Below are 20,629 nucleotides of genomic sequence, written 5' to 3'. Positions count from 1 at the left end.
GTGCGAGCCCTCCACGTCACCCAGCCCGGCGGCCCCGCCGCGCTCACCCTCACCGAGATCCCCGAGCCGACGGCCCTCCCCGGCCACGCCGTCGTCCGCAACGAGGCGGTCGGCCTCAACTTCATCGACGTCTACTACCGCAACGGCACCTACCCGGCCGCCTATCCGCTCGTCCCCGGCCAGGAGGCCGCCGGCGTCGTCACGGCCGTGGGCGAGGGCGTCGAGGGCATCGCGCCGGGCGACCGCGTCGCGTACGCCACCCAGCTCGGTGCCTACGCCGAGTACACGGCCGTACCGGCCGGCAAACTGGTGCCCGTCCCCGACTCCGTGTCCCTCCAGGACGCGGCGGCGGTCCTGCTCCAGGGGCTCGCCGCCCACTACCTGAGCCACACCACGCACCCCGTGGCGCCCGGCGAGAGCGTCGTCGTGCTCGCGGCGGCCGGCGGCCTGGGCCGGACCCTGGTGCAACTGGCCGCACACCGCGGCGCGACCGTCGTCGCCGTCGCCTCCGGCAAGGAGAAGCAGCAGGTCGCCCTCGCGGCCGGCGCCCACCACGCCGTCGGCTACGAGGACTTCGCGGACGCGGTGCGCGACCTCACCGGCGGACAGGGCGCCCACGTGGTCTACGACTCCGTCGGCGCGGCCACCTTCGCGACCAGTCTGCAGGCCCTGCGCCGCCGCGGCACGCTCGTGGTCTGCGGTCTGTCCAGCGGGCCCGTACCCCCCTTCGACCTGGAGCTGCTGCGCACGTCCGGATCGCTCCACCTGACCCGCCCCACCCTCGCCGACCACGTGCCGGACGCGGACTCCCTGCGGGCCGCGGCCGCCGAGCTCTTCGCGTACGTGGCCCGGGGGGTCGTGCGCCCCGACGTACGGGCGGAACTGCCGCTCGCCGAGGCGGCGCGCGCGCACGCACTGCTGGAAGGCCGCGCGACCACGGGCAAGGTCCTGCTCACGCCGTGACGTAGACGACAAGGAACGCGGGAGGACGCCATGAAGGTGGACACGAGGTCCGGCACGGCGCAGGGAACACCGGCGGGAGCGCCGGCCGCCACGGCGGGCGCGGGGACCACGGCGAACAGGGGAGGGAGAGGGGCCGGCGGGATCGGCGTGGTACCGGCGCCCCTGCTCATGCTCATCGGGATGGTGACCACGCAACTGGGCGCGGCCTTCGCCAAGCACCTGTTCGGCACCGTCGGCCCGGCGTCGATGACCGTGATGCGCCTCGGCTTCGCGGCGGTCGTCCTGCTGCTGTGGTGGCGGCCCTCGGTGCGGCTGGACCGCCGCACGGCGGGCGCGGTCGCGGCGCTCGGCGTGGCCATCGCCGGCATGAACATCTGCTTCTACCTCGCCATGGCCCGGATGCCGGTCGGCGTGGCCCTGACCGTGGGCATGGCCGGCCCGCTCGCCGTCGCGGCGCTGTCCTCGCGGCGGGCCCGGGACCGGCTGTGGATCGTGCTGGCGGCGTCGGGCATCGGCCTGCTCGGCTGGCAGGGCGGTGCGGCCGGCCTGACCGGCCTGCTGATCGCCTGCGCCTGCGCCGTCTTCTGGGGTTCGTACGTCCCGCTGTCGGCCCGGGTCGGAGCGGTGCTGCCCGGCGGCGGCGGCCTCGCCCTCGCCATGGCCTTCGGCACGGTGTGCTCCCTGCCGGCCGGGCTGGCGGAGGGCGGGGAGGCGCTGGCCCGGCCGGAGGTGCTGGCCTTCGGCTTCGGCGTCGCGATGCTGTCCTCGCTCATCCCGTACACCTGCGAGATGGAGACGCTGCGCCGGGTGTCGGCCCTGGTCTTCGGGGTGCTGCTGAGCCTGGAGCCCGCGATCGGCGCCCTGGTGGCCCTGCTCGTCCTGCGCGAGACCCTCTCGGCGGCGCAGGTGCTGGGGCTGGCCGCGGTCGTGGTGGCGTCGATGGGCGTCATCCGCAGCACCCGGCCGCCCCGCGAGGCGCCCGCAGCGCTCCCGGACGCGGCCGTCCCGGGCCCCGGCGCTCCCGTCCCGGTGCCCGGTGCGGCGCCCGGCACCGGGCCCGTCGCCGTGGTCGTCCCGCCCGCCGCGACCCCGTCCGTCCCCACCTCCGCCCCCTCCACCCAAGGAACCGAAACCTCATGATCGACACAGGCAGGAACGCAGCGCTGGCGGGCCGTCCGGAAGGCCTCGAACAGCTCAGGACCCTCCTGGACACGGCCTTCGGGGCCCTCGGCGACGCCGCGCTCAAGCGGGGCGGACCGGTCGCGCCCGGCGGGCCGGAGGCGGCGGTGGCCGCGGTGCGCGAAGCGCTGGGAGGGAGCCGGTTCCTCGCGGAGGAGCCCAGCGCCCAGCGGGTGGCGGACCTCTTCGGGGCGTACGCGACGTGGGCCGTCGACCTGACGCACCCGTCGGCCGTGGCCCGCATGCAGTGCGCGCCCACGGCCGCCTCGGTGGCGGCCGAACTGCTGGCCGCCACCCTCAACCAGTCGCTGCACGCCTGGGAGAGCGGCCCCTTCGCGCTGGAGCTGGAGCGGCGGCTGATCGCCGAGATGGCCTCGTGGGTCGGCTTCGGCGAAGCGGCCTCGGGCACGCTGACGCCCGGCGGCAGCATCTCCAACCTGATGGGGCTGCTGTTCAGCAGGGACCGCGCCCTGCGCGAAGCGGACTCGACGGGCCCGGACTCGGGCGCGGTGTCCCAGGCCGGGCTGACCGGGCGGCGGATACGCCCGCGCATCCTCTGCTCGGCCGCCGCCCACTTCTCGATCGCCCGCGCCGCCGGCTTCCTCGGCCTCGGCCGCGACGCCGTGCTCATCGTGCCGGTGGACGAGCGGGGCCGGATGCTCCCCGAGGAGGCCAGGCGGCTGCTCGACGGCTTCGGCCCCGACGAGGTCGCGGTGGCCCTCGTCGCGACCGCGGGCACCACGGACCACGGCTCCTTCGACCCGCTGCCCGAACTGGCCGACCTGGCGGCCGAGTACCGCATCTGGCTCCACGTCGACGCGGCGTACGGCATCGGCGCGCTGTTCTCGACCTCGCTCGCCCCGCTGCTCGACGGCCTGGGGCGGGCCGACTCGGTCGCCTTCGACCTGCACAAGTTCGGCTGGACCCCGGCCTCGTCGAGCGTGCTGCTGGTGCGCGACCGGCGCGACATGGAATGCCTCGACCAGCAGGCGGTCTACCTCAACCCGTCGGACGACGAGGCGGCCGGCTACACCGCGCTGCTCGGGACCTCCCTCCAGACCACCCGCCGCTCCGACGCCTTCAAGATCGCGGCCTCGCTGCTGACGGTCGGCCGCGAGGGCATGGGCGCGTGGGTGGACGCGTGCCACGCGCAGGCCCGGTACGCCGCCGGCCGCATCGCAGCCACCGAGGGTCTGCACCTCGTGGCGCAGCCGCTGCTGAGCACGGTGATCTTCCGGTGCCGTCCCTCGGCGGCCGACCCGGTGACGGACGAGAGCGCCTGGAACGCGGCGGTGCGCCGCAAGCTCCTGGCCGAGGGCAGGGCCCTGCTCGCCCGTACGAAGATCACCGGCCTGGACGGCGTACCGCAGGTCCACCTCAAGCTGGTGTTCCTCAACCCGACCACCACCGAGGCCGAGATCGACGAACTCCTGGCGGACATCACCGCGGCCGCCCGCGAAGTGGCCCGGGACGGTCGGCACATGTAGCCGCCCCCGGCCCCCCTCCGGCCCGTCGCACCCCGCACCACCACCGGGGCACGGCGGGCCGGAGCGCGGCGGTCGGGCTGGTCGCTGCTGGGCGCCGACAGCCAGGAGACCGCAGCCGAGAACGGCGCCGCCGCCCGCGCCTTCGACGGCGACCCGGCCACGCAGTGGCACACGGCCTGGTCCTCGGGCACCCCGGCCGCGCTCCCGCACGAGATCCGGATCGACCTCGGCGCCCGGTACACGGTCGACGGCCTCGGCTACCTGCCCCGGCAGGACGGCGGGGCCAACGGCCGGGTCGGCGGCTACGAGGTCTACGTCTCGGACACCACCGCCGACTGGGGCCCGCCCGTCGCGACCGGCGCCTTCGCGGACACCGCGGCCGCCAAGACCGCCGCCCTGTCCGCCAAGACGGGCCGCTACCTGCGGTTCAGGGCCCTGACCGAAGCCGGCGGCCGGGGGCCCTGGACCAGCGCCGCGGAGATCACCCTCACCGGCCGCCCCGCTCCCGGCCTCCGCCACCCTCGTCAACGCCGCCTCCGCGACCTGCCTGGACCTCCCGCGCAGCGCCACCAGCCCGGGCACCGAACCGACGCTCCACTCCTGCCACGGAGGCCCGAACCAGCGCTGGACCCTGGAGTCCGACGACCGCCTCACCGGTCTCGGAGGCGTCTGCCTGGACGGCGCCACCAGCCCGCGCGTCACGATCCGCACCTGCGACGGCAGCGCCGGCCAGCGCTGGCAGGCGGGCGCCCAGAGCACGCTGCGCAACGCGGGCCAATGCCTCGCCCCGGCCGGCTCGGCCACCGCGAACGGCACCCCCCTGACCCGCACCCCCTGCGCCGACACCCCGGCGCAGCGCTGGACCTTCACCCCCTGACCACGACCCCCCGCCCGGCCCCCGGACGGCGCCGCGACCCGGCGCCGTCCGGGGGCTCAGACGCCGTCCGCGGTCCCGGCCGCCTCCTCGCGGGCGAGGTCGCCGAGGTGCGCGTCCATGGTCGCGTTCAGGTCCGCCACGAACGACTCGAACCGTTCCAGCAGCTCCGGCGGGTAGGAGGCGGTGGCGACGTCCAGTCGGACGGCCAGCGGGCCGAAGAACTCGTCGGCCCGCTCCTGGATGTGGGCTCCCCCGCGCAGGGTGACCACGCGCCGGTCGGTGTGCTCGCGGCTGCGGGCGATGTGGCCGCCGGCCTCCAGGCGGTTGAGCAGGGCGGTCGTGGCGCCGGACGACAGCGAGATCCGCTCGCTGAGCCGCGCCGGGGACAGCGGCGCCCCCCGCTCCTCCGCGGCGGCGATCTCCAGGAGGGCGGTCGCGTCGGTGGAGTGCAGCCCGAGCCAGGCGGCGAAGCGGCGGCTGAGCTCGGTGTAGTGGCCACCGTAGATCCTCAGCCCTTCCATCAGCCGCTCGCGCTGCGCCGCGACGTCCTCGGCCATCGGTTCCTCCATGGCGGCCCGCCACCTTTCCCTCGTACCCGGGCGGGCCGCGTCGGCGGCTCGCGTTGACAACCTACCGACCCACAATTTACCTTCATCGCCGAATTACTTTACGATGGAGGTATCTGGATGTCCGAGTCGTCCCCCACCACCGACGAGAGGACCGAGCCGTACCGGTGGCGGTGGCTGATCCTGGTGGTGATGCTCGTCGCCGAGATCATGGACCTCCTCGACGCCTCGATCGTCAACGTCGCGGGCCCCGCCCTGGAGGAGTCCCTCGGGGCCGGAGCCGTCGGCCTGCAATGGGTGATCGGCGGCTACGCGCTCACGCTGGGCGCCGGGCTGGTCCTCGGCGGCCGCCTCGGCGACCGCTACGGCCGCCGCCGCATGTTCCTCATCGGTCTGGCCGCCTTCACCGCCAGCTCGCTGCTGTGCGCCCTCGCCCCGGACATCGGCTCACTCATCGCCTTCCGCCTGCTCCAGGGCACCGCGGGCGCGATGCTCCTGCCGCAGGGCCTGGGCCTGCTGCGGGAGAACTTCTCGGGTCCCGAACTCACCAAGGTGTTCGGGATCTTCGGCCCGGTCCTCGGCCTCGGCGGCATCATCGGCCCGGTCCTCGGCGGCGGCCTCATCGAGGGCGACTTCTTCGGCCTGGGCTGGCGCTCGGTGTTCCTCGTCAACCTGCCCATCGGCATCGCCGCCCTGATCGTCGCCGCCCGGTGCATCCCGAAGAAGCCCGGCGACCGCACCGTGAACGTGGACACGGCCGGCGCGGCCCTCGTCGCCGTCTCGTGCGCCCTGCTGGTCCTGCCGCTGAACCAGGGCCAGGAGGACGGCTGGCCCCTGTGGACCTGGCTGTCCATCGCCGGCTCCCTCCTCGGCTTCGCGCTCTTCGCCGTACAGCAGCGCCGGACGGCCGCGGCCGGCCGCGAACCGCTGGTGACCCCGGCGCTGCTGCGCAAGCCCGCCTTCACGGTCGGACTCGGCGGCATCGCCCTCTTCTTCAGCGGGCTCGTCGGCACCCAGCTCGTCCTGACCCTCTACCTCCAGATCGGCCGGCACTTCACCGCGGGCGAAGCGGGTCTGGGCAACCTGCCGCTCGCCGTGGGCACCGCGATCGGCGGCGCGGTCAGCGGCGCCGTCCTCGCGGACCGGATCGGACGCAAGGTCCTCCAGGTCGGCCCGCTCGTCCAGCTCGCCGGCGCGGCCCTGCTCTGGTACGAGCTCGACGGGCTCGACGCGGCCTCGTTCTCGGTCTGGGACGTGGTCCCCGGCGTGACCGTGTGCGGCGTCGGAGCGGGCCTGGTCATCGCCGCCCTGTTCAGCTTCATCCTCGCCGCCGTCGACGACGACGAGATCGGCTCCGCCTCCGGCGTCCTGTCCGCCGTGCAGTCCATCGGCGGTTCCCTCGGCGTCGCCGTCTTCGGCTCCGTCTTCTTCGCGCGGGCGGAGACCGGCGACTTCACCGGCGGGTTCCAGCGCGCCCTGCTGGTCCAGGCGTGCCTGCTGGCGGCCTTCTTCGCCATCACCTTCCTGCTCCCCGCGAAGGGCAGGCCCGAGGACCAGCAGCACGGCACGGGCCCGGCCGCCCCCGCCGCCCGGGAAGCCGCCGTGTGACACCCCGGCCGCGGTGACCCCACCGACGGCCGCTCCCGCCCCGCCGCCCTGCCGCCCCGCCGTCGTGGGCCGCGGGGCGGTCGTGCGCCGACTGGCCCTCCTTCGCGCGCGCTTTCGAGTGACTCCACCGCTCGGCGCCGGGCGCACCCGTGCCGCGGTGCCCGACCATCTCAGGCGGCCGGGCATGTTCCGGTCACGATCAGCCGGGGCACCAGGGCGCCGCGGCTCCGGGCCGCCGCTGGGAGACCACGTGCACGTCCTGCTCCTCGCGAGCGCCGCCGACAGCCGGCCGCCGCCGGACCGCGCCGCACCCCGCGGCCGCGCGAGCCACCCGGCCCCCCGGCCCGGGACGCCGCGGCGTCACCGCAATGGCCGTACATGACGCGGCGCGGCGGGGCCCGGGCTGTTAGCAAGAAGGGTGAGAGCACGTGCGCGGCCCCTCCCGCGCGCCCTCCCGAGCAGCTCCCGCTCCCTCCCGCACCTCCCTGAACCGAACCCCCTCCCCGAGGAGGAACCCATGAACGCAGCAACGCCGGCCCCGGCAGAAGACCCCCCGATCCACATCCTCTGGATCAACGCCGGGCTGAGCTGCGACGGCGACTCCGTCTCCCTCACGGCGGCGATGCAGCCCAGCATCGAAGAGATCGTGATGGGCGTACTGCCCGGACTGCCCAAGATCGCCGTGCACTGGCCGCTGATCGACTTCGAGTGCGGTCCGGTCGGCGGCGCGGACACCTTCATCGAGTGGTTCTTCAAGGGCGAGCGGGGCGAGATCGACCCCTTCGTGCTGGTCGTCGAGGGCTCCATCCCCAACGAGAGCATCAAGCCCGAGGGCTACTGGTGCGGCTTCGGCGACGACCCGGCCACCGGCCAGCCCATCACCACCAGCGAGTGGCTCGACCGGCTGGCGCCCAAGGCCCTCGCCGTCGTCGCCATCGGCACCTGCGCCACGTACGGCGGCATCCACGCCATGGAGGGCAACCCGACCGGTGCCATGGGCGTGCCCGACTACCTGGGCTGGGACTGGAAGTCCAAGGCCGGCATCCCGATCGTGTGCGTGCCCGGCTGCCCGATCCAGCCGGACAACTTCTCCGAGACCCTCACCTACCTGCTCTACCAGGCGGCGGGTTCGGCCCCGATGATCCCGCTCGACGACAAGCTGCGCCCCACCTGGCTCTTCGGTGCGACCGTGCACGAGGGCTGCGACCGCGCCGGCTACTACGAGCAGGGCCAGTTCGCGCACACCTACGACTCGCCCAAGTGCCTCGTCAAGCTGGGCTGTTGGGGCCCGGTCGTCAAGTGCAACGTCCCCAAGCGCGGCTGGATGAACGGCATCGGCGGCTGTCCGAACGTCGGCGGCATCTGCATCGCCTGCACGATGCCCGGCTTCCCCGACAAGTTCATGCCGTTCATGGACGAGCCCCCCGGCGCCAAGGTGTCCAGCAAGGCCAGCGGCGCGTACGGCGCGGTGGTCCGCAAGCTCCGGGAGATCACCCTGCACACCGTGGACCAGGAGCCCAAGTGGCGCCGCACCGGCGAGAAGCTCACCACGGGCTACCGCCCGCCCTGGTGACCGCGGGTGCGGAGCGCCCCTCCGCACCCCGGCCCCGCACCCGCACCCCGCATCCGCACCCGTTCCCGCACACGAACGCAGCACCGAAGAAGGGTCACGGCACAGACGATGGCACCGAAGACGAAGGCGGCCGCTGACGGCAGCGGTCTGGTGGAGATGGCCTGGGATCCGATCACCCGGATCGTGGGCAGCCTCGGCATCCACACGAAGATCGACTTCAAGCAGAAGAAGGTCGCCGAGTGCTACAGCACCTCGTCGGTCTTCCGCGGCTACAGCGTCTTCATGCGCGGAAAGGACCCCCGCGACGCGCACTTCATCACCAGCCGCATCTGCGGGATCTGCGGCGACAACCACGCCACCTGTTCCGTCTACGCCCAGAACATGGCGTACGGCGTGAAGCCGCCCCACCTCGCCGAGTGGATCATCAACCTCGGCGAGTCGGCGGAGTACATGTTCGACCACAACATCTTCCAGGAGAACCTGGTCGGGGTCGACTACTGCGAGAAGATGGTCCGCGAGACCAACCCGGGCGTCCTGGAACTCGCCGAGCGCACCGCGGCCCCGCACGCCGGCGAGCACGGCTTCAAGACCATCGCCGACATCATGCGCTCGCTCAACCCCATCGAGGGCGAGTTCTACCGCGAGGCCCTCCAGGTCAGCCGCTACACGCGCGAGATGTTCTGCCTGATGGAGGGCCGCCACGTGCACCCCTCCACCCTCTACCCGGGCGGCGTCGGCACCATCGCCTCCGTGCAGCTCTTCACCGACTACATGAGCCGCCTCATGCGGTACTGCGAGTTCATGAAGCGCGTCGTCCCGCTCCACGACGACCTCTTCGACTTCTTCTACGAGGCCCTGCCCGGGTACGAGGAGGTCGGCCGGCGCCGCGTGCTGCTCGGCTGCTGGGGTGCGCTCAACGACCCCGAGTACTGCGACTTCACGTACGCCAACATGACCGACTGGGGACGGAAGATGTTCGTCACCCCGGGCGTGGTGGTGGACGGCAAGCTGGTCACCAACGACCTCACCGAGATCAACCTCGGCATCCGCATCCTGCTGGGCAGCTCGTACTACGACGACTGGCAGGGACAGGAGCAGTTCGTCACGCACGACCCGCTCGGCAACCCCGTCGACCCGCGCCACCCGTGGAACCAGCACACCATCCCCGCCCCGCAGAAGCGGAACTTCGACGACAAGTACAGCTGGGTGATGTCGCCGCGCTGGTTCGACGGCAAGGACCACCTCGCGCTCGACACCGGCGGCGGCCCCCTGGCCCGGCTGTGGTCCACCGCGCTGTCCGGGCTGGTGCACACCGACTACGTCCAGGCCACGGGCCACAGCGTCGTCATCACCCTGCCGCGCACCATGACCAAGCCCGAGACCCGCTTCGAGTGGAAGATCCCGAAGTGGAGCAACGCCCTGGAGCGCAACCGCGCCCGCACCTACTTCCAGGCGTACGCCGCCGCCATCGCGCTGCACTGCGCCGAGAAGGGCCTCGCAGAGGTCCGCGCCGGACGCACCCAGACCTGGGAGAAGTTCGATGTCCCCGACGAGGGCCTGGGGGTCGGTTTCACCGAGGCGGTGCGCGGCGTCCTCTCGCACCACATGGTGATCCGCGACGGCAAGATCGCCAACTACCACCCCTACCCGCCCACCCCGTGGAACGCGAGCACCCGCGACACCTTCGGCACCCCCGGCCCCTACGAGGACGCGGTGCAGAACACCCCGATCTTCGAGGAGAACACCCCGGAGAACTTCAAGGGCATCGACATCATGCGCGCCGTGCGCAGCTTCGACCCCTGTCTGCCCTGCGGCGTCCACATGTACGTCGGCCCGGGCAAGACGGTCAAGCAGATGCACGTCCCCACCGGCCTGAGCGGACTGGGCGGATGAGCGCGGCCGTGGACGCCCGGCAGGCCGGACAGCGGGTCGAGGAGGTCCTGGACCGGCTCGCCGCCACCGGCGACCGCGAGGTGTGCGCAGCCGCGGAGGAACTGGTGCGCGTCCTCATGGACTTCTACGGCGCCGGGCTCGCCCGGGTCGTGGACGGCGTCGGCGAGGCCGCGCTCGCGCCGCTGCTCGACGACGAGCTCGTCGCCAGCCTGCTGGCCCTGCACCACCTCAACCCCGAGGACGTGCACACGCGCATCGCACGCGCCCTGGAAGCCGCCGCCGACCCGCTGGAGCCGCTCGGGTTCGACGAGGCCACGGGCGTACTGACGCTCCGCCCGCGGGCCGCCGGTGGCGGCTGCGGCTGCGGCAGTGCCGCGGACGGCGCCGGCCGGAGCGTCGAGGACGCCCTGGCCTGCTTCGCCCCCGAGGTCACCCGGGTGGAACTCGCGCCGGCCGAACCGCCGCAGCCCGCCCTGCTCCAGATCTCCACCCGCCCCGTCACCCCGGCGCCGGTGCGGTGAACGGGCCCCTGACACCGGTGCGTACGGACGCCGCGCGCGGGCTGCGCCGTTTCACCGGCCCGCGCCCCGCCCGCCCCGAGACCTGCGAACTGTGCGGGGTCGTGGTCCCCGAAGAGGGCCACCGCCACCTGGTCGAGCCGGACCGGCGCGCGCTGGTGTGCGCCTGCACCGCCTGCGCCCTGCTCTTCGACCGGCCGGGCACCGCCACCGGGCGCTACCGCGCCGTCCCGACCCGCTACCTCAAGGACCCCGGGCACCCGCTCGACGACGGTGCCTGGGAGCGGCTCCAGATCCCGGTGGGCGTGGCCTTCTTCTTCCGCAACGCCGCCCTCGACCGGCTGGTGGCGCTCTACCCCAGCCCGGCCGGCGCCACCGAGAGCGAGCTCGATCCGGAGACCTGGCAGAGCGTGCTGGGCTCCGGCCGGCTCGCCGCGCTGCTCAAACCCGACGTGGAGGCGCTGCTCCTGCACCGCTCCGAAGGGGACACCACCTGCCACCTGGTGCCGATCGACGTGTGCTACGAGCTGGTGGGGCGCATGCGGCTGCTGTGGCAGGGCTTCGACGGCGGGGCCGAGGCGCGGGCCGCGCTGCGGACCTTCTTCGACGAGGTCGAACGACGGGCCAAGGTCCCGGCCGGGACCGGTCGGGCTCCGGAGCACGCCGCGACGGCGACGCGGACCGAGGGGGACCGGCGCCCATGACGGAGTTCGAGTTCACCTGCACCGGCGTGCGGGCCGACGCCTACGCCGCCGGCCCCACCCTCGTCTTCCGGCTCAGGATCCGCACGGCCGACCCGCAGGCCCGGGTGCACGCCCTCGCCCTGCGCTGCCAGATCCGCATCGAACCGGCCCGGCGCGGCTACGGCCCCGCCGAGGCCGAGGGCCTCGCCGACCTCTTCGGCGAACGCTCCCGCTGGGGAACCACCCTCCAGCCGGTGCAGTTCGCGCACGTCACCGCGATGGTGCCCAGCTTCACCGGGGAGACCGAGACCGACCTGGTCGTGCCCTGCACCTACGACATGGACATCGCGGCGAGCCGCTACTTCAGCGCACTGGAGGAGGGCGAGGTGCCGTTGCTGATGCTGTTCTCGGGCACCGCCTTCACCGGCGCCGGCGGCTTCCACGTCGAGCCCGTGCCCTGGGACCGCGAAGCGTCCTTCCGGATGCCCGTGCCGGTCTGGCAGCAGATGGTCGAGCAGCACTTCCCCGGCTGCGGCTGGCTGCGGCTGCCCCGCGCCACCATGGCCGACCTGCTCGCGTTCCGCTCGCGGCACGCGCTCGCCTCGTGGGAGGCGACCGTACGGGCCCTGCTCGACACCGCCGCCCCCCTCCGGCCCCCGCAGCCCGACCCGCTCCGGCTCGGCGCCGCGCCGCGCGTCACCGAGAGGACCGCGCCATGACCACCACCGCCGCGCCCGGCTCCCGCTTCGACACCGCCCGCCACGTGGCGGACGCGGTCCTCTTCGAGGGCTACGTGCTCTACCCGTACCGGGCCTCGGCCGCCAAGAACCGGCTGCGCTGGCAGTTCGGCGTGCTGGTGCCGCCCGCGTGGGGGCCCGCGCACGAGGAACACGCCCTCCAGCAGACCGAGATCCTGATGGAACCCAAGGGCGACGCCACCCTCGCCGTGGAGCTCCGCTTCCTGCACGCCCAGCGCCGTACGGTCGAACGGCTCCGGGACGACGGCGGTTTCACCGAGGTCGCCGAACTCCACCTGGACGACCGGGTGCTGGTCCCCTGGGACGAAGGCGCCGAGGAGCGCGTGGAACTGTCCGTGCGCGCGGCCGAACTGGCGGGAGCGGGCGCCGTCTTCCCGTTCCGCCGGCCCGCCCGCGAGGAGACCGAGCCCGTCCTCGGGCCGGACGGCCGCACCCTGGGCCGCCTCGTGCGGCGCACGGAGGAGATCGAGGGCGTCGTCCGGCTCCGCACCACCGAACTCGACGGCCCCTACCGGGTGGTGCGGCTCACCGCGGTGGTGGAGAACACCAGCCCGTGGACGCCCGAGGACGGACCCGCCGACCGCGACGCGGCCCTGCCGCGCTCCCTCGTCGCCGCCCACCTCCTGCTCGGGCTCGACACCGGGTCCTTCCTGTCCATGACCGACCCGCCCGAATGGGCCAAGGCGGCCGCGGCCTCCTGCGTCAACCTCCACACCTGGCCCGTCCTGGCCGGCGAGGCGGGCCGCCGCGACGTGGTCCTCTCCTCCCCGATCATCCTGGAGGACCACGCCGCCATCGCTCCGGAGAGCGCGGGCGCCATGTACGACTCCACGGAGATCGACGAGATCCTCGCCCTGCGCACCGCGGCCCTCACCGACCAGGAGAAGCGGGAGGCGCGGGGTACGGACGCCCGTGCGGCGGCCGTGATCGAGCTCGCCGACACCATGCCCCCCGAGGTGCTGGAACGCCTGCACGGCGCGGTCCGCGGCCTGCGGGACGTCACGGGCCCCGACCCGGTCCTCGACGGCCCGGCCCTCTTCGGCGAACCGACCGCACCGCCGCCGCCACTGACCGCACCGCCACTGACCGCACCGCCGCCGACCGCACCGCCGCCGACCGGACCGGCGCGACCCGTCGGAGCGGGCGGACCCGGAGTCGACGAGGCCGTGTTCCGGCCCGACACCCCCTGGTGGGACCCGGCCCGCGCCGACACCGCCGACCCGGCCCGCGACCGCGTGAGCGTCGAGGGGGTCCCGGTGGGCGTCGGCAGCCGCGTCCTGCTGCGCCCGGGCCTGCGCCGTACCGATGCCCAGGACCTCTTCGTCCGGGGCCGCGCCGCGCTGGTGGAGGCCGTCCTGCACGACGTCGACGGGGGCGTGCACCTCGCCGTCACCGTGGAGGGCGACCCGGGCGCGGACATCCGCCGCGAACAGGGCCGCTTCCTGTACTTCCAGCCCGACGAGGTCAGCCCGCTGGAGGACGCGTGAGCCGCCCCACCCTGGTCGCCGGCATCGGCAACGTCTTCCTCGGCGACGACGGCTTCGGCGTCGAGGCCGTGCGGGCCCTGTCCGCGCGGCCGCTGCCCGACGGGGTCGAGGTGGTGGACTTCGGGGTGCGCGGGGTCCACCTCGCCTACCAGCTCCTCGACGGCTACGACACCCTCGTGCTGGTCGACGCCACCGCCCGCGGCGGCGCGCCCGGCACCCTCTACCTCATCGAGGCCGACGGCGCGGGTCCGGTCGCACCGGGCGGCGCCGTCCTCGACGGCCACCACATGTCCCCCGACGCGGTCCTCGCCCTGCTCGGCACCCTGTGCGCGGGCACCGGCTCCACACCGCCGCGGCGGACCCTCGTCATCGGCTGCGAACCGGCGTCCACCGAGGAGGGCATCGGCCTCAGCGGCCCGGTGGCCGCCGCGGTGCCGGAGGCCGTACGCATGCTCCTGGAACTGCTTCGGGAACCGGCCCGCGGGGACGGCGACGACCTGCCCCGCCGCGAACTGAGGAGTACCCCATGAAGAAGACCCAGGCCCTCGTCGGCAGTGCGACGGCCGCCGCGCTCGTCGCCGTCCTGCTGCAGGTCCTTCCCGACGTCCGGCGCTACCTGCGCATGCGCAGGATGTGACCCGCGGCCCACGGCGGCGCGGCCCGCGCACCCGGCGCCCGAACGGCGTACGGGGGCCGGGCCGCGTCGGCGTGGCCGTCCCCGGCGCCGTCCGGCTGCCGGTGTAATGAGCCCCGGCAGGACGGAGTCCGATGCACGAGATGTCGATCGCCATGGCCGTCGTGGGCCAGGTGGAAGAAGCGGCCGGGGCCGCCGGCGCGACCGCCGTCACGACCGTGCGCGTCCAGGTGGGCGAACTGGCCGGCGTGGTCCCCGACGCGCTCGCCTTCTGCTTCGAACTGGCCTGCGCCGGCACGGTCCTCGAAGGCGCCGAACTGATCGCCGATACCGTCGTCGCCCGCGCCCGCTGCGGCTCCTGCACGACCGAATGGCCCGTCGGCATGCCCCCCGAACTGTGCTGCCCGGGGTGCGGCAGCGCCGCCGACGTCGACCTGCTCTCGGGCCGGGAGCTGCAGATCGCCGCCGTGCACTGGGAAGACGGCACGGCCCCCGACACGTCCACCCGCGAACCCATCCCCGAGGAGGCCTGAACCATGTGCCGAGTGGTCGATCTACGCCAGGCGGTGCTCGCCAAGAACGACGAGGCGGCGCACGCCCTGCGCGCCGGGCTCACCGCGCGCGGCACCGCGGTCGTCAACCTGCTGTCCAGCCCGGGCAGCGGCAAGACGGCCCTGCTGGAGCGCGAACTGCTGCTCGCCCGCGAACGGGGCGTCCCGGTCGCCGCGCTGACGGCCGATCTGGCCACCGAGAACGACGCGGTGCGGCTGGCCCGTTCGGGCGTCCCCGTCAAGCAGGTGCTCACCGACGGGCTCTGCCACCTGGAAGCGGACATGCTGGGCGGCCACCTGGACGGCTGGCTCCCCGAGGACACCCGGCTGCTGTTCGTCGAGAACGTCGGCAACCTGGTCTGCCCGGCCTCCTACGACCTCGGCGAGAGCCTGCGCGTCGTCCTCGCCTCCGTCACCGAGGGCGAGGACAAGCCGCTGAAGTACCCGACGGCCTTCGGGCTCGCCCAGCTGGTGGTGGTGACCAAGACCGACATCGCGCGGGCCGTCGAGTTCGACGAAGCGGCCTTCCGGGCCAACGTCCAGCGGGTCAACCCCGGTGTGGAGGTGGTCCTGACCTCGGCGCGCGGCGGCCAGGGCGTGGGCGCGCTGCTCGACCGGGCCCTCGCGGTCGGCGCGGGCGGCGCGGCGCACGCGCCGGTGATGGCGCGCGGCGGGACGCCGGCCGGCCCCGGCAACGGCCACCACCACGGAGCCGGCCAGGTCCACGACCACGGCGACGGGCCGCACCACCACGACCACGGTCACGGCGACGGGGAGGGGGGCGGGCGTCACGACCACGGCCACGACCACGAGCACCCCCGCACCGCCGCCGCGCCCCCGCACGGCGCCCCGCCCGCCGTGGCGCGGTCCCGCTGATGGAGGCCGTGCGACGCCGCCGGGTCACGGTGACCGGGGTGGTGCAGGGCGTCGGCTTCAGGCCGTACGTGTACACCCGCGCCACCGGACTCGGCCTCGCCGGGCACGTCACCAACACCCCCGACGGCGTGGTCGCGGAGGTCGAGGGGGCCGCGGCGGCCGTGTCGGCGTTCTGCGAGCGGCTCGCTGCGGACGCGCCGCCGCTGGCCGTCGTGGACGCCGTCGAGCACTGCGAGGTCCCGGTCGCGGGCGGCGCCGGGTTCACCATCGTCGCCTCCCTGACCGGCGGCCCCGCCCGCACGCTCGTCTCCCCGGACGTGGCCACCTGCGCCGACTGCCTCGCCGAACTGGCGGACCCGGCCGACCGCCGCCACCGCCACCCGTTCATCACCTGCACCCACTGCGGGCCCCGCTTCACCATCGTCACCGGGCTGCCGTACGACCGCGCCCACACCACCATGGCCCGCTTCCCGATGTGCCCCGACTGCGCCCGCGAGTACGCGGACCCGGCCGACCGGCGCTTCCACGCGCAGCCCGTCGCCTGCCCCGACTGCGGCCCCCGGCTGCGCCTGCTCGCCGGACACCCGCCCCGCGCGGTGTCCGCCGCCGACCCGGTCGCCGAGGCCCGTCGCCTGCTGGCCGCCGGTGCGATCCTGGCGGTCAAGGGGCTCGGCGGCTACCACCTCGCCTGCGACGCCACCCACGCCGGAGCCGTGGCCGAGCTGCGCCGCCGCAAGGCGCGGGGAGACAAGCCGTTCGCGCTGATGGCCCGGAGCCCCGGCGACGTCGAACACCTCGTGCGCATCGGCCCCGAGGAGCGCGCCCTGCTCACCGGCGCGGTACGCCCCGTCGTGCTGCTGCGCCGCCGCCCGGCCGCCGCCGACGCGCTGCCCGCGGCCGTCGCCCCGGGCAGTCCCGACCTCGGCGTGATGCTCCCGTACACCCCGGTCCACCACCTCCTGCTCGGCCTGCCCGGCGACCCGCCCGGGCCCCGGCTGCTCGTGATGACCAGTGGCAACCTCTCCGGAGAGCCCATCGTCACCGAGGACGACGAGGCCCTGGAGCGGCTCGCCGGCCTCGCCGACGCCTGGCTCGCGCACGACCGGCCGATCCACGTCCCGTGCGACGACTCGGTGGTGCGGATCTGCGACGGCGAACCGCTGCTCGTCCGCCGCTCCCGCGGCTACGCCCCCCTCCCGGTCGACCTCCCGCTGTCCGTGCCCGCGATCCTCGCCGTCGGCGGAGACCTGAAGAACACCTTCTGCCTGGGCGAGGGCCGCCGGGCCTGGCCCTCCGCGCACATCGGCGACATGGCCGACCTCGCCACCCAGCACGCCTTCGAACGGGCCGAGCTCCAGCTGGAGTCGCTCACCGGCGTCACCCCCGCGCTGCTGGCCGCCGACCGGCACCCCGGCTACCGCTCCGGCCGGTGGGCCCGGCGGGCCGCCGGCGCCCGGCCGCTGGTGGGCGTCCAGCACCACCACGCGCACATCGCCTCCGCGATGGCCGAGCACGGCCTCGACGGCACCGCGCGGGTCATCGGCGTCGCCTTCGACGGCACCGGGTACGGGGACGACGGGGCCGTCTGGGGCGGCGAGTTCCTCCTGGCCGACTACGCCGGGTACACCCGCTTCGCCCACCTCGCCCCCGTCCCCCTGCCGGGCGGCGACGCCGCCGTGCACCGCCCGTACCGGATGGCCCTGTCCCACCTGCGGGCCGCCGGTCTCGACTGGGCGGCCGACCTCCCGTGCACGGCCGCCTGCCCGGCCGACGAACTGCGCGTCCTCGCCACCCAGTTGGACCGCGGCCTCAACTGCGTCCCCACCTCCAGCATGGGCCGCCTCTTCGACGCGGTCTCCTCCCTCGCGGGCGTCTGCCAGCGCGCCGGGTACGAGGCGCAGGCCGCCGTCGAACTGGAGGCGGCCGCCCTCGCGGCTCCCGCGCCGCCCGGACCCGGCTACGCCTTCGCCCTGCGCGGGCCGGCCGGCCGCCCCGGCGGGCCCCTCACCGCCGACCCGGCCCCCGTCCTCGCCGCGGTGGTGGCCGACGTCCGCGCGGCCGTGGCGCAGGAGGTCGTCGCCGCCCGCTTCCACGCCTGCGTCGCCGACCTCGTCACCACCCTCTGCGGCCTCGCCCGCGAGCGCCACGGGCTCACCGCCGTCGCCCTGACCGGCGGGGTCTTCGCCAACACCCTGCTCTCCTCCGCCTGCGCCCGCGCCCTGAGCGGGCACGGCTTCACCGTCCTGCGCCACCGCCGGGTCCCGCCCAACGACGGCGGGCTGTCCCTCGGCCAGCTCATGGTGGCGGCGGCCCGTGCCACGGAACACCACCCACAGCAAGGAGAAGCCCATGTGCCTCGCGGTACCCGGCCGAGTGCTTGACATCGGGGAGCGGGACGGAACCCGGATGGCCACCGTCGCCTTCGGAGGCGTGCAGAAGGAGGTGTGCCTGGAGTACCTGCCGGACCTCCAGGTCGGGGAGTACGCCATCGTCCACGTGGGCTTCGCGCTCCAGCGGCTGGACGAGGAATCGGCCCGGCAGACGCTCGAACTCTTCGCGCAACTGGGCATGCTCCAGGAGGAGTTCGGAGATCCGTGGGAGCAGGCCGCACAGGCCGGCGGCGGCGAGTGGCCCTTCGCGGACGCTCCGGACGCCGCTCCGGACGCCGCTCCGGACGGGGCGGCGGACGGCGTGCGGGGCCACGACGCGGTCCCGGCCGTCGGCGCGGCGCGGGAGGAGGGCGGCCGGTGAGGTACATCGACGAGTTCCAGGACCCCGAGCTCGCCCGCCGGCTGCTCGACGACATCCACGCGACGGTCACCCGGCCCTGGGCCCTGATGGAGGTCTGCGGCGGCCAGACCCACACCATCATCCGGCACGGCATCGACCAGCTCCTCCCCGAGCGGGTCGAGCTGATCCACGGCCCCGGCTGCCCGGTGTGCGTCACCCCGCTGGAGGTCATCGACAAGGCGCTGGAGATCGCCTCCCGGCCGAACGTGATCTTCTGCTCCTTCGGCGACATGCTGCGCGTCCCCGGCACCGGCCGCGACCTGTTCCAGGTGCGCAGCGAGGGCGGCGACGTACGGGTCGTCTACTCGCCGCTCGACGCCCTGCGGATCGCCCGGCAGAACCCGGCGCGCCAGGTGGTGTTCTTCGGCATCGGCTTCGAGACCACCGCCCCGCCCAACGCCATGACGGTGTACCAGGCGAAGAAGCTGGGCATCGCCAACTTCAGCCTGCTGGTCTCGCACGTCCGGGTCCCGCCCGCGATCGAGGCCATCATGCGGTCGCCGAGCTGCCGGGTCCAGGGCTTCCTCGCCGCCGGACACGTGTGCAGTGTGATGGGTACGGGGGAGTACCCCGGCCTCGCGGAACGCCACCGCGTCCCGATCGTGGTGACCGGCTTCGAGCCGCTGGACATCCTGGAGGGCGTACGGCGGGCCGTGCACCAGCTGGAGCGCGGCGAGCACACCGTCGACAACGCCTACGCGCGGGCCGTCCGTCCCGAGGGCAACCCGGCCGCCCTCGCCATGCTGGAAGACGTCTTCGAGGTCACCGACCGGGCCTGGCGGGGCATCGGGATCATCCCGGACAGCGGGTGGCGGCTCTCCGCCCGCTACCGGGAGTTCGACGCCGAGCACCGCTTCTCGGTGACCGGCATCCAGACCCGCGAGCCCGCCGAGTGCCGCAGCGGCGAAGTGCTGCAAGGGCTCCTCAAACCGCACGAGTGCGAGGCCTTCGGCACCCTGTGCACCCCGCGCAACCCGCTCGGCGCCACCATGGTCTCCAGCGAGGGCGCCTGCGCCGCGTACTACCTGTACCGCCGCCTGGAACTCACCCCGGCCCCGCAGGCCGGCACCGCCGCACCGCTGGAGGCGAGCCCCGTTGTCTGACACCGCACTGGACGTGACCGGCTGGACCTGCCCGGCCCCGCTGCGCGACCGGCCCCGCGTGGTGATGGGCCACGGGGGCGGCGGCGCCCTCTCCGCGGAGCTGGTCGAGCACCTCTTCGCCCCGGCCTTCGGCGGCGAGGTGCTGGCCGGTCTGGGCGACTCGGCGGCCGTCACGCTGGGAGGCGCGCGGCTGGCCTTCTCCACCGACTCCTACGTCGTGCGGCCGCTGTTCTTCCCCGGCGGCAGCATCGGCGACCTCGCGGTCAACGGGACCGTCAACGACCTGGCCATGAGCGGCGCCCGGGCCGCCTACCTGTCCTGCGGGTTCATCCTGGAGGAGGGGGTGGAGATGTCCGTGGTGGCCCGGGTGGCCGAAGCGCTCGGCGCGGCGGCCCGCGCGGCGGGCGTCGAGGTCGCGACGGGTGACACCAAGGTGGTCGAGGCGGGCCACGGCGACGGCGTCTACATCAACACCTCGGGCATCGGGCTCATCCCCGAGGGCGTGGACCTCAGGGCCCAGCGGGTCGTGCCCGGCGACGTGGTCATCGTCAGCGGCGAGATCGGGCTGCACGGCGTGGCGATCATGAGCGTGCGCGAGGGGCTGGAGTTCGGCGTCGACGTGGAGAGCGACTGCGCGGCGCTCGGCGGGCTCGTCCAGGCGATGCTCGCGGTCACCCCCGACCTGCACGTGCTGCGCGATCCCACGCGCGGCGGCCTGGCCGCCTCCCTCAACGAGATCGCGGCCGCCTCGGGCACCGGCGTCGTCATCCAGGAGGGCCGGGTACCGGTTCCCGAGGCCGTCGCGAACGCCTGCGCCATCCTCGGCCTGGATCCGCTCTACGTGGCCAACGAGGGCAAGCTGGTCGCCTTCGTCCCCCGGGAGCACGCCGACGCCGTGCTCGACGCGATGCGCGCCCACCCGCTCGGCCGTCGCGCCCGGGTGATCGGCGAGGCCGTGGACGCCCACCCGGGGCTCGTCGTGGCCCGGACCGGCCTCGGCGGCACCCGGGTGGTGGACCTGCCGATCGGAGAGCAGCTGCCCCGCATCTGCTGACCCGCGGCCGCGGCCGGCCGGGGACCGCG

The 20,629-nt window shown here is 74.5% G+C and carries 19 protein-coding genes and 2 pseudogenes; 20 read left to right on the top strand and 1 reads right to left on the bottom strand.

Features of this window, described 5'->3' with window-relative positions:
• The 5 genes and pseudogenes from CP968_RS02790 to CP968_RS35650 form a co-directional block, all read left to right on the top strand.
• Entirely contained in the window at window positions 1–963 is a 963-nt protein-coding gene (locus tag CP968_RS02790; RefSeq protein ID WP_150516462.1) for a quinone oxidoreductase family protein, read from the top strand.
• A 30-nt stretch (window positions 964–993) separates the two neighbouring features.
• On the top strand, window positions 994–2,103 hold the full coding sequence (locus CP968_RS02785) for an EamA family transporter (RefSeq protein WP_150516461.1): 1,110 nt from the start codon (window positions 994–996) through the stop codon (window positions 2,101–2,103).
• The gene (locus tag CP968_RS02780; RefSeq protein ID WP_150516460.1) at window positions 2,100–3,629 is read left to right on the top strand and encodes a pyridoxal phosphate-dependent decarboxylase family protein; all 1,530 of its coding nucleotides are present in this window, start codon (window positions 2,100–2,102) and stop codon (window positions 3,627–3,629) included. The genes CP968_RS02785 and CP968_RS02780 overlap by 4 nt, the downstream gene beginning before the upstream one ends.
• A gap of 84 nt (window positions 3,630–3,713) precedes the next feature.
• Window positions 3,714–4,100 (top strand): annotated as a pseudogene (locus tag CP968_RS35655) (discoidin domain-containing protein); the annotation flags it as partial.
• 55 nt (window positions 4,101–4,155) lie between these two features.
• Window positions 4,156–4,506 (top strand): annotated as a pseudogene (locus tag CP968_RS35650) (RICIN domain-containing protein); the annotation flags it as partial.
• 56 nt (window positions 4,507–4,562) lie between these two features.
• On the opposite strand, the gene CP968_RS02765 reads toward CP968_RS35650, so the two are convergent.
• Complete coding sequence (locus CP968_RS02765) at window positions 4,563–5,075, bottom strand: MarR family winged helix-turn-helix transcriptional regulator (protein ID WP_150516459.1); 513 nt, start codon at window positions 5,073–5,075, stop codon at window positions 4,563–4,565.
• A 117-nt stretch (window positions 5,076–5,192) separates the two neighbouring features.
• Between CP968_RS02765 and CP968_RS02760 the strand changes: the two genes are divergently transcribed.
• The 15 genes from CP968_RS02760 (at window position 5,193) to hypE (ending at window position 20,600) form a co-directional block, all read left to right on the top strand.
• Complete coding sequence (locus tag CP968_RS02760) at window positions 5,193–6,680, top strand: MFS transporter (RefSeq protein ID WP_150516458.1); 1,488 nt, start codon at window positions 5,193–5,195, stop codon at window positions 6,678–6,680.
• Window positions 6,681–7,197: 517 nt separating this feature from the next.
• Window positions 7,198–8,253, top strand: a complete 1,056-nt coding sequence (locus CP968_RS02755; protein ID WP_150516457.1) for an NADH-quinone oxidoreductase subunit B family protein — start codon at window positions 7,198–7,200, stop codon at window positions 8,251–8,253.
• A gap of 108 nt (window positions 8,254–8,361) precedes the next feature.
• On the top strand, window positions 8,362–10,146 hold the full coding sequence (locus CP968_RS02750; RefSeq protein ID WP_150516456.1) for a nickel-dependent hydrogenase large subunit: 1,785 nt from the start codon (window positions 8,362–8,364) through the stop codon (window positions 10,144–10,146).
• Window positions 10,143–10,667, top strand: coding sequence for a hypothetical protein (locus tag CP968_RS02745; protein WP_150516455.1), 525 nt, complete (start codon window positions 10,143–10,145; stop codon window positions 10,665–10,667). The genes CP968_RS02750 and CP968_RS02745 overlap by 4 nt, the downstream gene beginning before the upstream one ends.
• Window positions 10,668–10,684: 17 nt before the next feature.
• Window positions 10,685–11,368 carry a DUF5947 family protein gene (locus tag CP968_RS02740; protein WP_229885815.1) on the top strand — a complete coding sequence of 228 codons (684 nt, stop codon included), beginning with the start codon at window positions 10,685–10,687 and terminating at the stop codon, window positions 11,366–11,368.
• Window positions 11,365–12,066, top strand: a complete 702-nt coding sequence (locus tag CP968_RS02735; protein ID WP_150516454.1) for a DUF6084 family protein — start codon at window positions 11,365–11,367, stop codon at window positions 12,064–12,066. The genes CP968_RS02740 and CP968_RS02735 overlap by 4 nt, the downstream gene beginning before the upstream one ends.
• Window positions 12,063–13,592 carry a hypothetical protein gene (locus tag CP968_RS02730; RefSeq protein ID WP_150516453.1) on the top strand — a complete coding sequence of 510 codons (1,530 nt, stop codon included), beginning with the start codon at window positions 12,063–12,065 and terminating at the stop codon, window positions 13,590–13,592. The genes CP968_RS02735 and CP968_RS02730 overlap by 4 nt, the downstream gene beginning before the upstream one ends.
• Window positions 13,589–14,122: a hydrogenase maturation protease gene (locus CP968_RS02725; protein WP_150516452.1), complete on the top strand. Its 534-nt coding sequence runs from the start codon at window positions 13,589–13,591 to the stop codon at window positions 14,120–14,122. The genes CP968_RS02730 and CP968_RS02725 overlap by 4 nt, the downstream gene beginning before the upstream one ends.
• Window positions 14,119–14,229: a DUF6893 family small protein gene (locus CP968_RS35645; RefSeq protein WP_373303971.1), complete on the top strand. Its 111-nt coding sequence runs from the start codon at window positions 14,119–14,121 to the stop codon at window positions 14,227–14,229. The genes CP968_RS02725 and CP968_RS35645 overlap by 4 nt, the downstream gene beginning before the upstream one ends.
• 131 nt (window positions 14,230–14,360) lie before the next feature.
• Window positions 14,361–14,759, top strand: coding sequence for a hydrogenase maturation nickel metallochaperone HypA/HybF (locus CP968_RS02720; protein ID WP_150516451.1), 399 nt, complete (start codon window positions 14,361–14,363; stop codon window positions 14,757–14,759).
• Between the two features lie 3 nt (window positions 14,760–14,762).
• A complete protein-coding gene (hypB, locus tag CP968_RS02715) occupies window positions 14,763–15,653 on the top strand; it encodes a hydrogenase nickel incorporation protein HypB (protein WP_150516450.1) in 891 nt (296 codons plus the stop codon).
• Window positions 15,653–18,034, top strand: coding sequence for a carbamoyltransferase HypF (gene hypF / locus CP968_RS02710; protein ID WP_150516449.1), 2,382 nt, complete (start codon window positions 15,653–15,655; stop codon window positions 18,032–18,034). Before hypB ends, hypF begins: the two co-directional genes overlap by 1 nt.
• Window positions 18,003–18,404, top strand: a complete 402-nt coding sequence (locus tag CP968_RS02705) for a HypC/HybG/HupF family hydrogenase formation chaperone (protein WP_150516448.1) — start codon at window positions 18,003–18,005, stop codon at window positions 18,402–18,404. The genes hypF and CP968_RS02705 overlap by 32 nt, the downstream gene beginning before the upstream one ends.
• On the top strand, window positions 18,401–19,546 hold the full coding sequence (gene hypD, locus CP968_RS02700; protein WP_150516447.1) for a hydrogenase formation protein HypD: 1,146 nt from the start codon (window positions 18,401–18,403) through the stop codon (window positions 19,544–19,546). Before CP968_RS02705 ends, hypD begins: the two co-directional genes overlap by 4 nt.
• On the top strand, window positions 19,539–20,600 hold the full coding sequence (gene hypE / locus CP968_RS02695) for a hydrogenase expression/formation protein HypE (protein ID WP_150516446.1): 1,062 nt from the start codon (window positions 19,539–19,541) through the stop codon (window positions 20,598–20,600). Before hypD ends, hypE begins: the two co-directional genes overlap by 8 nt.
• Window positions 20,601–20,629 lie beyond the last annotated feature (29 nt).

The sequence above is a fragment of the Streptomyces subrutilus genome (assembly GCF_008704535.1).
Lineage (GTDB): Bacteria > Actinomycetota > Actinomycetes > Streptomycetales > Streptomycetaceae > Streptomyces > Streptomyces subrutilus.
The sequence above is the reverse complement of the archived record's forward strand: the minus strand, read 5'-3'. Positions and strand labels throughout refer to the sequence as shown.

What these genes read in the sequence shown, in the direction of transcription:
- hypF (WP_150516449.1), top strand. Translation starts at nt 15,653, where the DNA reads ATGGAGGCCGTGCGACGCCGCCGGGTCACGGTGACCGGGGTGGTGCAG.
- CP968_RS02730 (WP_150516453.1), top strand. Translation starts at nt 12,063, where the DNA reads ATGACCACCACCGCCGCGCCCGGCTCCCGCTTCGACACCGCCCGCCAC.
- CP968_RS02745 (WP_150516455.1), top strand. Translation starts at nt 10,143, where the DNA reads ATGAGCGCGGCCGTGGACGCCCGGCAGGCCGGACAGCGGGTCGAGGAG.
- CP968_RS02720 (WP_150516451.1), top strand. Translation starts at nt 14,361, where the DNA reads ATGCACGAGATGTCGATCGCCATGGCCGTCGTGGGCCAGGTGGAAGAA.
- CP968_RS35645 (WP_373303971.1), top strand. Translation starts at nt 14,119, where the DNA reads ATGAAGAAGACCCAGGCCCTCGTCGGCAGTGCGACGGCCGCCGCGCTC.
- CP968_RS02755 (WP_150516457.1), top strand. Translation starts at nt 7,198, where the DNA reads ATGAACGCAGCAACGCCGGCCCCGGCAGAAGACCCCCCGATCCACATC.
- CP968_RS02765 (WP_150516459.1), bottom strand. Translation starts at nt 5,075, where the DNA reads ATGGAGGAACCGATGGCCGAGGACGTCGCGGCGCAGCGCGAGCGGCTG.
- CP968_RS02750 (WP_150516456.1), top strand. Translation starts at nt 8,362, where the DNA reads ATGGCACCGAAGACGAAGGCGGCCGCTGACGGCAGCGGTCTGGTGGAG.
- CP968_RS02780 (WP_150516460.1), top strand. Translation starts at nt 2,100, where the DNA reads ATGATCGACACAGGCAGGAACGCAGCGCTGGCGGGCCGTCCGGAAGGC.
- hypB (WP_150516450.1), top strand. Translation starts at nt 14,763, where the DNA reads ATGTGCCGAGTGGTCGATCTACGCCAGGCGGTGCTCGCCAAGAACGAC.
- CP968_RS02705 (WP_150516448.1), top strand. Translation starts at nt 18,003, where the DNA reads ATGTGCCTCGCGGTACCCGGCCGAGTGCTTGACATCGGGGAGCGGGAC.
- CP968_RS02760 (WP_150516458.1), top strand. Translation starts at nt 5,193, where the DNA reads ATGTCCGAGTCGTCCCCCACCACCGACGAGAGGACCGAGCCGTACCGG.
- CP968_RS02735 (WP_150516454.1), top strand. Translation starts at nt 11,365, where the DNA reads ATGACGGAGTTCGAGTTCACCTGCACCGGCGTGCGGGCCGACGCCTAC.
- CP968_RS02785 (WP_150516461.1), top strand. Translation starts at nt 994, where the DNA reads ATGAAGGTGGACACGAGGTCCGGCACGGCGCAGGGAACACCGGCGGGA.